The sequence below is a fragment of the Dolichospermum sp. LEGE 00246 genome, assembly GCF_015207865.1.
Lineage (GTDB): Bacteria > Cyanobacteriota > Cyanobacteriia > Cyanobacteriales > Nostocaceae > Dolichospermum > Dolichospermum heterosporum.
Map to the genome: position 1 here is coordinate 1 of NZ_JADEWA010000132.1, position 11770 is coordinate 11770.

The 11770-nt window shown below is 39.2% G+C and carries 13 protein-coding genes and 1 tRNA gene; 7 read left to right on the plus strand and 7 right to left on the minus strand.

Annotated features, from left to right (window positions below; genetic code table 11):
* The first annotated feature begins 19 nt into the window (after nt 1-19).
* Both IQ228_RS11195 and purU read left to right on the plus strand, forming a co-directional pair.
* Complete coding sequence (locus IQ228_RS11195) at nt 20-586, plus strand: DUF4340 domain-containing protein (protein WP_228043813.1); 567 nt, start codon at nt 20-22, stop codon at nt 584-586.
* 364 nt (nt 587-950) lie between these two features.
* Complete coding sequence (purU, locus tag IQ228_RS11200; protein WP_027403777.1) at nt 951-1805, plus strand: formyltetrahydrofolate deformylase; 855 nt, start codon at nt 951-953, stop codon at nt 1803-1805.
* Between the two features lie 96 nt (nt 1806-1901).
* Here the strand turns inward: purU and moaC are convergent, their stop codons facing one another.
* Nucleotides 1902-2396 (minus strand): cyclic pyranopterin monophosphate synthase MoaC, encoded by a 495-nt coding sequence (moaC, locus tag IQ228_RS11205; RefSeq protein WP_027403776.1) that lies wholly within the window; start codon nt 2394-2396, stop codon nt 1902-1904.
* 37 nt (nt 2397-2433) lie between these two features.
* Here moaC and IQ228_RS11210 point away from each other — a divergent pair.
* Nucleotides 2434-2507: transfer RNA gene (locus IQ228_RS11210), tRNA-Arg, on the plus strand.
* A gap of 101 nt (nt 2508-2608) precedes the next feature.
* Here the strand turns inward: IQ228_RS11210 and IQ228_RS11215 are convergent.
* The 4 genes from IQ228_RS11215 to csaB all read right to left on the minus strand — a co-directional run bounded on the left by IQ228_RS11215 (nt 2609) and on the right by csaB (nt 6844).
* Nucleotides 2609-3832, minus strand: coding sequence for an MFS transporter (locus tag IQ228_RS11215; protein ID WP_027403775.1), 1224 nt, complete (start codon nt 3830-3832; stop codon nt 2609-2611).
* A 44-nt stretch (nt 3833-3876) separates the two neighbouring features.
* Nucleotides 3877-4851: a glycosyltransferase family 2 protein gene (locus tag IQ228_RS11220; RefSeq protein WP_027403774.1), complete on the minus strand. Its 975-nt coding sequence runs from the start codon at nt 4849-4851 to the stop codon at nt 3877-3879.
* A gap of 46 nt (nt 4852-4897) precedes the next feature.
* Complete coding sequence (locus tag IQ228_RS11225; protein WP_193962876.1) at nt 4898-5584, minus strand: C40 family peptidase; 687 nt, start codon at nt 5582-5584, stop codon at nt 4898-4900.
* A 213-nt stretch (nt 5585-5797) separates the two neighbouring features.
* A complete protein-coding gene (gene csaB / locus IQ228_RS11230; RefSeq protein WP_027403772.1) occupies nt 5798-6844 on the minus strand; it encodes a polysaccharide pyruvyl transferase CsaB in 1047 nt (348 codons plus the stop codon).
* A 107-nt stretch (nt 6845-6951) separates the two neighbouring features.
* Here csaB and IQ228_RS11235 point away from each other — a divergent pair, with 107 nt between their 5' ends.
* From IQ228_RS11235 to IQ228_RS11250, 4 genes are all read left to right on the plus strand, one after another.
* Nucleotides 6952-7287 (plus strand): DUF2499 domain-containing protein, encoded by a 336-nt coding sequence (locus IQ228_RS11235; protein WP_027403771.1) that lies wholly within the window; start codon nt 6952-6954, stop codon nt 7285-7287.
* The gene (locus IQ228_RS11240) at nt 7284-7577 is read left to right on the plus strand and encodes a DUF3593 domain-containing protein (RefSeq protein WP_027403770.1); all 294 of its coding nucleotides are present in this window, start codon (nt 7284-7286) and stop codon (nt 7575-7577) included. The genes IQ228_RS11235 and IQ228_RS11240 overlap by 4 nt, the downstream gene beginning before the upstream one ends.
* Nucleotides 7578-7641: 64 nt before the next feature.
* Nucleotides 7642-8415 (plus strand): 1-(5-phosphoribosyl)-5-[(5-phosphoribosylamino)methylideneamino]imidazole-4-carboxamide isomerase, encoded by a 774-nt coding sequence (hisA, locus tag IQ228_RS11245; protein WP_193962877.1) that lies wholly within the window; start codon nt 7642-7644, stop codon nt 8413-8415.
* A 307-nt stretch (nt 8416-8722) separates the two neighbouring features.
* Nucleotides 8723-10234 (plus strand): FAD-dependent oxidoreductase, encoded by a 1512-nt coding sequence (locus tag IQ228_RS11250; RefSeq protein WP_193962878.1) that lies wholly within the window; start codon nt 8723-8725, stop codon nt 10232-10234.
* A 132-nt stretch (nt 10235-10366) separates the two neighbouring features.
* Here IQ228_RS11250 and IQ228_RS11255 read toward each other — a convergent pair whose 3' ends face one another.
* Together IQ228_RS11255 and IQ228_RS11260 are read right to left on the minus strand one after the other, a co-directional pair.
* Entirely contained in the window at nt 10367-10795 is a 429-nt protein-coding gene (locus IQ228_RS11255; protein ID WP_193962879.1) for a hypothetical protein, read from the minus strand.
* Between the two features lie 33 nt (nt 10796-10828).
* The gene (locus tag IQ228_RS11260; protein ID WP_193962880.1) at nt 10829-11683 is read right to left on the minus strand and encodes a DUF72 domain-containing protein; all 855 of its coding nucleotides are present in this window, start codon (nt 11681-11683) and stop codon (nt 10829-10831) included.
* Nucleotides 11684-11770: the final 87 nt, after the last annotated feature.

Sequence of the window (11770 nt, forward strand, 5' to 3'; positions counted from 1 at the left end):
TAAGAGACAGCTTTTAGCCTTGGGATTAGGTAGTTTTGTCTACTTCCATGAAATCAAAGGTAAAAATCAGCAAACAGAAATAAAAACCCAAAAACAGAGAATTTTTGCTTTTAATGCTGATGATGTTCAATATTTAACAATTAAAGTCAAGGAGATAACATTACAATTAGAAAAAAGAACTACATCTGAAAAACCCCAATGGGAAATCAAATCTCCCATATCAGCACCAGCCAATGATGCAATTGTTGCTTATTTAATGGATTTGTTGGTTGAGGGGAAATGTGAGAGAATAGTGTCAGTTTCAAGTGCTGAATTATCAGAGTTTGGTCTGGATAAACCTGTAGCTACTATTGATGTTAAACTAAAAAATCAACAAAGTCATCAATTAATTTTAGGTAAAGGTGATTTTAATAATCAATTTTTATATGCTCAAGCTGATGGTAACAAAAGTATGAATTTATTGTTAGTTTCTAAGGATTTTGTGAATGCAGTTAATCGAGATATATCTGAATGGAAACAACCAGAGGAAAAGACTGATGTACAGCCATTACCTAGTCTTCCTTCCCCAACTCCTCCAAATAAATAATGTAGAGACGTTCTATGTAACGTCTCTACAAAAATTATCTCGTTCCCAGTCTCTGGCTGGGAATGTCACTACAGAGGCTCTGCCTCTACTGTTAAGTAGTGAGACAGAATTAATTACACAATGTCATTGCGTTAGCGTAGCGTGGCGTTAGCTACAGGGAACGAAGTGAAATGAAGCAATTCCAAGGATTGTGATTGCTTCCCTTCGCTCGCAATGACTGTAAATATTTTTGTTCAATTACTTATTGAAGGCAGAGCCTTCTAGAATTCATTCCCATACAGAGTATGGGAACGAGAAACGAGAATGGGAACGAGAAAACGAGAAACGAGAAAATTTACCTAACATCTAACCTTTAAAAACTCCAATGACAAAACAAACAGCAACTTTATTAATTTCTTGTCCAGATCAACGGGGATTGGTGGCAAAATTTGCCAATTTTATCTATGCTAATGGTGGCAATATTACTCATGCAGATCAACATACAGATTTTGAAGCTGGACTATTTCTAACTCGCATAGAGTGGCAATTAAAAGGGTTTAATTTACCCAAAGATGTAATTACTCCTGCTTTTAATGCGATCGCTCAACCTTTAAATGCAAAATGGGAATTACACTTTTCTGATACTCTTCCCCGCATTGCTATTTGGGTAAGTCGTCAAGATCATTGTTTATTTGATTTAATTTGGAGACATCGTGCTAAAGAATTTCATGCAGAGATTCCTTTAATTATGAGTAATCACCCTGACTTACAACCGATAGTTGAACAATTCGGTATTGATTACCATTACTTACCAATTACTAAAGAAAATAAACAAGAACAGGAAGCTAAACAACTAGAATTACTGCATGAATACAAAATTGATTTAGTTGTCTTGGCAAAATATATGCAAATAGTTAGTGCAGATTTCATTGAGAAATTCCCGCAAATTATTAATATTCATCATTCATTTTTACCTGCATTTATTGGGGCTAATCCATATCATCGCGCCTTTGAAAGAGGTGTGAAAATTATTGGAGCAACAGCCCATTATGCCACTGCTGACTTAGATGCAGGACCAATTATTGAACAGGATGTGGTGCGGGTAAGTCATCGAGATGAGGTAAATGATTTAATTAGAAAAGGGAAAGATTTAGAGAGAATTGTGTTAGCAAGAGCGGTAAGATTGCATTTACAAAATCGCGTTTTAGTCTATGGCAATAGAACTGTAGTTTTTGAGTAGATTTATAATCATCATACGTAGGTTGGGTTGACGGTAGGAAACCCAACATTATTAATAATTGCGTTGGGTTGCGCTGTCGCTTAACCCAATCTACGCCTATCCCCAGTCTCCAGACTTGCCACCTGTCTTACTGACTAAATGAATCGCCTCAATTTGAATAGACTTTTCTAACGCTTTAGCCATATCATATAAAGTTAAAGCGGCAATAGATACCGCTGTTAAAGCTTCCATTTCCACACCTGTTTCTGCTTTGGTTTTGACAGTGGCATCAATTTGATAACCAGGTAGTTGGGCATCGGGGATAATCTCAACGGTAATTTTTTGCAACGGTAAGGGGTGACAGAGAGGAATTAAATTCGCTGTTTGTTTAGCAGCCATGATTCCCGCTAACCTAGCAGTTGCTAAAACGTCCCCTTTGGGAGTGTTTCCGGCTTGAATAGCGGCGAATGTCTCAGGTAACATTCGCACCTTACCAGTGGCTACAGCTTGGCGAACAGTGGCGACTTTGCCGGATACATCAACCATTTGGGCTTGTCCCTGGGCATCCAAATGGGTTAGTGGAAAAGAATTTGGAAAATTAGCTTGCGTCATTGGGAAAGTATGTGCTATTATAAAAGTCATGAGTCAAGGGTGTGTAGCTCAGTGGACTAGAGCACGTGGCTACGAACCACGGTGTCGGGGGTTCGAATCCCTCCTCGCCCATTATTTGATTTTAAATGCACAAGTTCCTTTTTTGGAGTTTGTGCATTTTTGATAATTATCAGTGCAGGATATGGAAGGGCGCAGGCCCTGCGCCCCTACGGTTATTTGACGGCGTAGATATCTTCTGTGCGACCAAGGGCAAAACGCAGAGATTGAGGAATATTGCGGCTAGACTGGGTGAGGAAGATGATCATGGCAATGACTGTTAAACCTGTAGTCAAACCAAACATATTTCGATAACCAAGTGTTTCGGCAAATGTACCAAAAATTGGCCCTGCGATCGCTAAACCGATATCAAATCCCATTAAGGAAGCGCCAAATATTCTCCCGCGTTCGTGGGGTAAAGCCCTATCTGTCATCAATACAGAAATCATGGGAATGAGTGTACCAGAAGCAGCACCTTCCATGAATGCTCCCAATAAGAACATGAAAGAGTTATTTGCTTGCCAAACGCAGATGACAGAGAATGTATAAGCTATCAAACTCATGGTGACAAATAAACCCCTTCCATATCTATCAGAAGCTTTACCAGTAAATAATCTACAACTAAAACTGGAGACAGCCGCCGCAGTAAAAAATAAACCTGGATTTAAATCAACTCCGGTTGATTTGATAAATAGGGAGATGAAAGTATGCAAACTACCTAAAGTCAAACCACTCAGGAGTAAGACGATAGCGGGAATCCGCACCCGATGACTAGTTAATATTTGCCAAAAGTTATCATTTTTACTGTTAGTTGGTTTGGTGGCAATTGGTGGATTAATAATGGGGATGATACATAATAAACCCAAGGAACATAAAGCCGCAGATGAGAGAAATAATGGGGTATAACCAGCACTTGCTTGTAAAAACCCACCTATAGCCGGACCTATTCCCACACCTAAAGGATTCACCAAACTCATGTAACCAACGACTTCACCGCGACGGTGTTCTGGTGCTAAATCGCTGACTAGGGCAATGTAAGCTGTGGCAAAAGCGGCGATACTAATGCCATGAAAGGCACGAATTACCATGAGGGGAATAATTGATTTTACACATAAATATCCCAAAGGAGCGATCGCCGCTGCGGACATTCCAATCAATAATACTATTTTACGACCCCGAATATCTGCTAAAGCACCCATTGACGGGCGACATAGCAACATCCCAATGGCAAAGCTACCCATAACAATGCCAATTTCCTGTTTGCTTGCACCAATATGTTCAATATATAAGGGTAGGGTAGGCAATAATGAAGCCAAACCTGACCAGAAAAACAGACCCGCTGCAAATAACATGATCAGGTTTTTTCGCAGATTAGCGTCAAAAGTATCAAAGGCTTTCACGGCAGATGCAATAATGTAAAAAGTATTATTTCTCTATTGTTACGTTACTTAACATTTTTTGCCACAACTTCTCGCACCCGATAGATTGGTCGTCCTTGAGATTCATGATAAGTTCGCATCAGTAATTCTGCCAAAAGACCGAAGCAAAATAACTGGACTCCTGTTACTAACAACAACACCGCCAAAATCAATAAAGGACGGCTACCAATATCTACATGAAAAGCCAATTTAACGAAAGTTAAATATATACCTATTCCCCCACCAGCAATCATGGAAATCAATCCCAACAAGCCAAAAACGTGCATGGGACGGGTGAGAAACTTCTTCATAAATAGAATAGTTAATAAATCCATCAATACCCGGAAAGTCCGTGATATCCCATACTTACTTTGTCCAAACCGCCGCGCATGATGACGCACAGGTACTTCTGTAATTCTTGCCCCTTCGATATATGCCAAAGCAGGTAAAAAGCGGTGTAGTTCTCCATAAAGATTCATATCTGCCACCAATTCAGACCGATAGGCTTTCAGAGAACAACCATAATCATGAATATAGACGCTTGTAGCCCCACGGATTAACCAATTGGCAATTTTAGAAGGAAGCAACCGATTGACCGCCCCATCTTGGCGATTTTGCCGCCAACCACTAACTAAATCATAACCCTCATCTAGCTTGGCTAATAACATCGGAATATCAGCGGGGTCATTTTGCAAATCAGCGTCTAAAGTCACAATTACTTTAGCTGTAGCATAATTAAAACCCGCAGACATAGCCGCAGTTTGTCCATAATTACGTCGCAAAATCACCGCTTTTAAATCAGTGCGAATTTGCGCTTGTTCCTTGAGAAATTCCGCTGTACCATCACTAGAACCATCATCTACACAAATAATCTCATAATTCAACTTACTAGTGGTGAGAGTCGTAGAAATGGCTTCTAGTAATAAAGGTAAACTTTCGACCTCATCTTTAATTGGGACAACTACGGATACATCTAAACTTGGTGATTGGTAATTGGTCATAAGGATATTGAAACAGTCTTGATTTAATTAGAGACAAAAATGTGGTTCATTCATAACTTTTCACAACTCTCCCAGCGCCGCGTAACTGTTGATAATAAGCCTGACTAACTTTGTTTCCCTGTTCCGAAAGTTGGTCAATACCAATACCGTTGCGTCCTTGTTCTTTTCCTGAACTGTGAATATAGCAATTATTACCCAAATATAATCCTACATGAGTGGCTTTTTCAGGAGTTCCAAAAAAGATTAAATCCCCTGGTTGTAATTCAGTAATATCAATTGCTTGGGTAAAAGCTTCTTGTTGATAAGCGTCTCTCGGTAGCCACACACCCACAGATTTAAATGCTGCTTGCATTAAACCCGAACAATCATAATTAGGTGCAACTGTGCCACCCCAAAGGTAATAATTATCTTCTGCTTTTGCTGCTTGGGTAAAAGCGATAACTGTGGGTATGTGCTGTTGAATTTCTGTGGTTGAGATGAATTGAGGTTGATATATTGTTTCTGTTGGTTGAAGAAATTGCAAATCTTGAAGTGATAACCATCCTGGATAGTCATCTTCACATAAACATACTGCAACTGCTGTATCTGGATTATTTGATGTTATTTGTAAATGTCGTCCGGTGGCGGCTTGGGTAGCTAAACGGATACATTTAGGGGAATCATAGATATTTAGGTTGGTGTTACAGAAATATTCTGCTGTTGGGGAATGGGGAACTATTAGGTTTATTGACATAAGTAAGTAGGTTGGCGTTGAAAATTGTCGTTATGGCAAGAGGCAAGAGGCAAGAGGCAAGAGGGTTTGGGCGATTTTACGTTTCTTTACACAGTTTGGTTTTATTGTGTTCACCTACTTACGCCACGCTATGCCTGATGCGTTCGGCACACTACGTGAACGCTATCAGGATTTAAGGATGAACAGGTTTCACATGATAGTATAAATCGCTTTTTATGGTAACACTTTCTTTAATAAATCCCGATGTAAAAAAGCCTCATTTACTAAGGATTGAATTTTATGAGGTGACAAAGCCACACCATTATTATAATAATCAATCCAAATTTTACTGATTAAATCTACATCATCTGGTAAATCCTTTAAATCCCAACCAGGTATTTCTAAATCTTCCATTAATCGGTTGACCTTGGGATCATAACTTAATGCAAAACAACGAGAACCTTCACTAGCTGCCATAATTAAACTATGGAGGCGCATTCCTATGGACATTTCCACACCGCGAAATACACCTTTTAAAATTTGTGGATCTTCGGAACAAAGAACTCTACTCACATCTGGTAATTGAGTGTGAATTTTTTCCGCAATTCCTAGATCTTCGCTTTTTTGAAATGGTAATAATAAAATAAAAGCTTGGGTTTCTTTTTGCAAATTAACTAAAGCTTGAGTTAAATTTGCTAACCTATTTTCTGTCAATTGAGGATGATTTCTTAAAGTAACAGCAATTCTGGGTTTTGGTAAATCTACTAATTCCGGGACTGGCTTCGATTCCAATGCCCAAACTGGGTCAGGGGCGAGGATATGGGGTATACTCCAATCTGATAATAACCGAGAACTGGAGCGATCGCGCACACTCACTTGAGTACAACCTGTAAAATTCCCCTTTGCTAACCAACGAGTTTGGAAATGCAACAAAGGACCTATACCCTGTCCCCAAGCCACAGTCTTCAAACCCATAACTTGAGCTAAAGCCATCAATCCGCCATAATACAAAGGACTAATGCTGCTGGTAGCATCTTGAATTAAACTTCCTCCACCCCAAACAAAAGCATCACAAGAACGCAAAGCCTTGATAACCTGTAAAACCGCCATCCGGTTGTAACATTCCACACCATAATGCCGATGAGTTTCTTCAGGATTTCCAGAAAGCACCACAGGAGTAACATCAGGTGGTAGCATTTGCAGAAGTGTGGCTAACAAAGCTTCATCACCACCATTACCCTTACCATAATACCCAGACAATAAAACCCGCATTTTCCCCATTTTGAATTTTAGATTTTAGATTTTAGATTTTAGATTTTGGACTACCAATTTTTTTTAACCTAGTTATCTACCACTGACAACTGACAACTGACAACTGACAAACAATTATGCACGTACTTTCAATCCCCACCTGGATAATTCATATTTCTAGCGTCATTGAGTGGATAGCCGCAATTTGGCTAATTTGGATATATGGTGAACTTACAGAAAATCGTAGTTGGTGGGGATTGTCCTTTGCCATGTTACCAGCTTTAATTAGCGCAATGTGTGCTTGTACTTGGCATTATTTCGACAATTCTGAATCATTAGAATGGTTAGTCAACCTACAAGCTACCATGACATTAGTTGGTAACTTTACCCTTTGGGCGGCAGCTTATGTAATTTGGCGTTCAACCAAGTCTGCAAAGCCCACTGAGACACAATCTATCAAATCAGAACAATGATATCAAAAGAAACCCTCTTTGCCCTCTCTCTGTTTCCCTATTTGGGTTTCTTGTGGTTTATTAGCCGCAGTCCACAAATGCCACGTTTAGCCCTATATGGATTTTACGGCACATTGGTATTTGTCGCCATCACCATCCCCGCCGCCATTTACGCCAAAGTGCAGTACGGAGAACAACTAGCCAATGTAGACTGGTTACATGGTGGTGCAGAAATCTTTTTAACCCTTGCTAACATCTTACTAGTCTTAGGTTTTCGCCAAGCAGTACAGGAATTAAAAAGCAAAAATTAAACTCCGTCTTTCTTCTCTGCGCCTCTGCGTGAGAAAAAACTATTGTTTATCAGGAAAAAAATAAATGGAAGTAATCCCCGCAATTGATTTACTAGAAGGTCGCTGTGTGCGACTATACAAAGGAGACTACGAGCGATCGCAAGTATTCAGCGAAAACCCCGTTGAAGTAGCGAAAATGTGGGCAGACCAAGGCGCGACAAGACTGCATTTAGTTGACTTAGACGGGGCAAAAGCTGGGAAAATTATCAACTTAGCCGCCATAGAAGCCATTAGAAATAATCTTGACATACCCATTGAAGTTGGGGGAGGATTGCGCGATCGCACCAGTGTCGTACAATTATTCAACCTGGGTGTAAATTGGGCAATTCTCGGCACTGTCGCCGTCGAACAACCTCAATTAGTCCAAGAACTTTGTCAAGAATTTCCCCAACAAATTATTATTGGCATAGATGCCCGTAACGGCTTAGTTGCAACTCGCGGTTGGTTAGAAACATCAGAAGTATTAGCCACCCAACTAGCAGTACAAATGCAAGAATTAGGTGCAGCAGCCATAATTTACACCGATATCAACTGTGACGGCACACTAGAAGGACCCAATTTAGACGCATTACGAGAACTTGCAGCGGTAACTTCCATACCTGTAATTGCTTCCGGTGGAGTAAGTTCTGTGACGGATTTGTTAAGTTTATTAGCTTTAGAACCCCAAGGTGTGACAGGTGTGATAGTTGGGAAAGCTTTGTATACGGGTGATATTATTCTCAAAGAAGGATTACAAGCTATTGGTCCGGGAAGACTGCAAGATATTCCTCCCGATTTCGGTATTTCTAGTATTGCTTAAAATGAAAAAGATTGTAGAGATGTTCTCTGGAATTTCTCTACAAAGCTTCTGAAAAATACAGATAACAGTTTTCATCCCCTTGCGGGGAAGTGGTTATGAAAAACACTCTACTGTGTGCAATTAAGTAGTGAGACAGAATTAATTACACAATGTCATTGCGTTAGCGCACTCAATTACGGATTAACGTCTATCTTTTAAGTGATCAAAATGACTTCTCTTCACCCTGTCCCCTGCACTCTGTCTAATTACTCCAGCATTCTTGAATATCAGATACATTATTAAATGAGTGCAATTATGATCAGGGAAAATGTCAAAAGAATCACAACAGAAAAAAGTCATCGTTGTTGGTGCTGGTTGGGCTGGTTTAGGGGCTACTTACCATTTAGCCAAACAAGGTTATGATGTCACATTACTAGAAGCTGGACAATATCCTGGTGGGTTAGTAGCAGGTTGGCAAACAGCCGCAGGTAAATCCGTAGAAGCCGGTATTCATGGCTTTTGGTATCCTTACAGAAATATTTTTTCTCTGATTAATGAATTGGGAATTAGTCCGTTTACAACTTGGACTCGTTCCGCACAATATTCTCCCGCAGGTTTGGAAGTAGAATCTCCGATTTTTCAAGATTTACCCAGACTTCCCACACCTTTAGGAACTTTTATATATCCTCAATTTCAAAGATTACCATTAATTGACCGTTTGAGTGCCTTACCCTTACTTTATAGTTTGATTGATTTTGATAATTCAGATCAGGCTTGGAAACGTTACGATTATCTGACAGCCCGTGAATTATTCAAAACTTTTGGTGTTTCTGCCCGACTCTATAAAGAAGCTTTTGAACCAATGTTATTAGTGGGTTTATTTGCCCCGGGTGAACAATGTTCGGCGGCGGCCACATTGGGAATGTTATATTATTTTATTCTGGCACATCAACCGGATTTTGATGTGGTTTGGTGTCGTGGAACTGTGGGAGAAAAAATCTTCCGTCCCTGGGTAGAACAAATAGAAAAATTAGGTGCAAGAGTTCTATCTAAACATAAAGTTACAGATGTAATTATAGATAGCAATAATCACGTTAAAGGTGTAGTTTGCAATGATGAAATTTTTGATGCTGACGCTGTAATCTTTTCCGTCGGTGTCACAGGAATGAAAAAGATTGTTTCCAGTAGTCCGAGTTTACAAAATCGTCCAGAATTTAGAAACTTAAATAATTTAGGGGCTGTTGATGTTTTAGCAACTCGGTTATGGTTTGATAGAAAAATAGATATTCCCCGTCCTTCTAATGCTTGTTTTGGTTTTGATGATTCTACAGGATGGACATTTTTTGATTTGAATGCTTTACATGATGAATTTAAAAATGAACCAGGAACAGTAATAGAAGCAGATTTTTATCACGCTAATCAATTTCTGCATTTAAGTGATGAGGAAATTGTGCAAATAGTTCAAGGTTATTTAACAAAATGTATTCCCGGTTTTAGAGAAGCGAAAGTCATAGATAGTAGTGTGATTCGTTTAGCAAATGCAGTGACACATTTTGCCCCTGGTAGTTATCGTTATCTGTTACCAGCTAAGACAAGTTTACAAAATCTGTTTATGAGTGGAGATTGGATTATTAACCGTCATGGTTCATGGTCACAAGAAAAGGCTTATGTCACAGGTTTAGAAGCTGCAAATTTAGCTATTTCCTATTTAGAAACTGGGGAAAAAGCCAATATTTTAGCAGTGGAAGCAGACGAAAATCATATCCAATTTGCCAGAAATATCAATCAAGTTGTTCGAGATGTGGGTAAATCTATTTTACCTAATTTCTGGTTGCCATAAGATAAGACAAGAATTAAAAAGCCCCCTCCTCGCTTGCGGGGAGGGGGTTGGGGGTGGGGTTTTTGTATTTCACTCAAACGAAAAACGCTATAATAATGTTGGGTTTCCTTACGTCAACCCAACCTAAATAATTTAGGCTCTTTTTCTACCATCTAAACCTTGTTGCACCCAATTTAAACATTCATAAGGTGATGAAAATAATTTGGGGGCGGCAATATTAGTTAATGAGTCTGGTGCATAATGGTCATAATAACATCTACTATTTCTTTGATAAACAATAATTAGATTATGACGATAAACATAGCGTGATTGAAAAAAATTACCTTGACTCACAAAGTCCATATTTAGATCAATATGTTCTTTAGCAATATCAACAATATTGGTAACAGTATTACTATACATTGCCGCTGGATTTTCTGAACCATGAAACCGGCTTTTATGTCCAACTTCCGCTAATAACTTATATGAATAGATTTCATAATCATCAACCTTGCCAAAAACAAAAGGGATAATTAAATATCCTTTATATGCAACAGAACTTTCATAAAGCAGCCGATTCATTTAAATCTCCTTAGAGGGATAAGTATTATATTATTACCACAGACTGAGTTGATGCGAAGATTGTTGTAAATTATTCTCAGGAAGAGGGGGAACGACTACACCACTTTCTTCTAATAACTGTTGGAAATAGCGGGCATTATGAGGAGACATATCTTCTATGGGACAATGCACAAAGAAATAAATTTTTATTCCTGCTTGTAACCATTTTTGAATTTGTCTAACCCACTCCTCCATAAATATCTGATTCATTGATAACCGTGGGTGAGAGATAAAACGAATCAAAGCAAAAGGCGCAGTTATACTAAATTGCACAGGTAATTTGGGTTTACGTCGTTCTGATAATAATTGCGGGTCATCATCTCCGGTATAAATTGGACGTGAATCTAATAATACTCTTCCCACACCTAATTCCTCTAGTAATGCTGTCAAATTACTAGCATGAGGTTCTTGAAACCACTCACTATGTCTAACTTCCAATGCTAAGGGTGTCTCTGTGCGCGGCCAAGCCGTCAAAAAAGCCGTCAAATCGTCCAGTAAAGCCGGAGAATAGCTGGGAGGGAGTTGGGCAAATAGGGGACCCAAATGAGTACCTAAAGGGCGCATTTTCTCCAAAAAAGCTAAGGCTTCGGGAATATGGGGTTGTAGTAATTTTTGGTGGGTGATATTTTGCGGTAATTTCAGGCAAAATTCAAACCCTGGTGGCGTTTCTGTCGCCCAACGAGTAACGGTTTCTGCGTTAGGTGTGGCATAGAAAGTAGTATTTCCTTCTACAGTGCTAAAGCGGCGACTGTAAAGATTTAAGAAGTCAGCATTGCGAGTTCCTGGGGGATAAAGTTCTCCCAACCAACCCTTGTACGCCCAAACTGCACACCCGATATAAAAGTTCACAAAATTAAAATGCTTGGATATGTTTTATTTAATTATACAATTCGATAAAAAACATTGACTATTGATATTATTGTATAAAGATTATAC

Excerpts from the sequence above, each read along its gene's own strand:
- purU (WP_027403777.1), top strand. The coding sequence starts at position 951 with ATGACAAAACAAACAGCAACTTTATTAATTTCTTGTCCAGATCAACGG.
- moaC (WP_027403776.1), bottom strand. The coding sequence starts at position 2,396 with ATGACGCAAGCTAATTTTCCAAATTCTTTTCCACTAACCCATTTGGAT.
- IQ228_RS11220 (WP_027403774.1), bottom strand. The coding sequence starts at position 4,851 with ATGACCAATTACCAATCACCAAGTTTAGATGTATCCGTAGTTGTCCCA.
- IQ228_RS11225 (WP_193962876.1), bottom strand. The coding sequence starts at position 5,584 with ATGTCAATAAACCTAATAGTTCCCCATTCCCCAACAGCAGAATATTTC.
- csaB (WP_027403772.1), bottom strand. The coding sequence starts at position 6,844 with ATGGGGAAAATGCGGGTTTTATTGTCTGGGTATTATGGTAAGGGTAAT.
- IQ228_RS11235 (WP_027403771.1), top strand. The coding sequence starts at position 6,952 with ATGCACGTACTTTCAATCCCCACCTGGATAATTCATATTTCTAGCGTC.
- IQ228_RS11240 (WP_027403770.1), top strand. The coding sequence starts at position 7,284 with ATGATATCAAAAGAAACCCTCTTTGCCCTCTCTCTGTTTCCCTATTTG.
- hisA (WP_193962877.1), top strand. The coding sequence starts at position 7,642 with ATGGAAGTAATCCCCGCAATTGATTTACTAGAAGGTCGCTGTGTGCGA.
- IQ228_RS11250 (WP_193962878.1), top strand. The coding sequence starts at position 8,723 with ATGTCAAAAGAATCACAACAGAAAAAAGTCATCGTTGTTGGTGCTGGT.
- IQ228_RS11255 (WP_193962879.1), bottom strand. The coding sequence starts at position 10,795 with ATGAATCGGCTGCTTTATGAAAGTTCTGTTGCATATAAAGGATATTTA.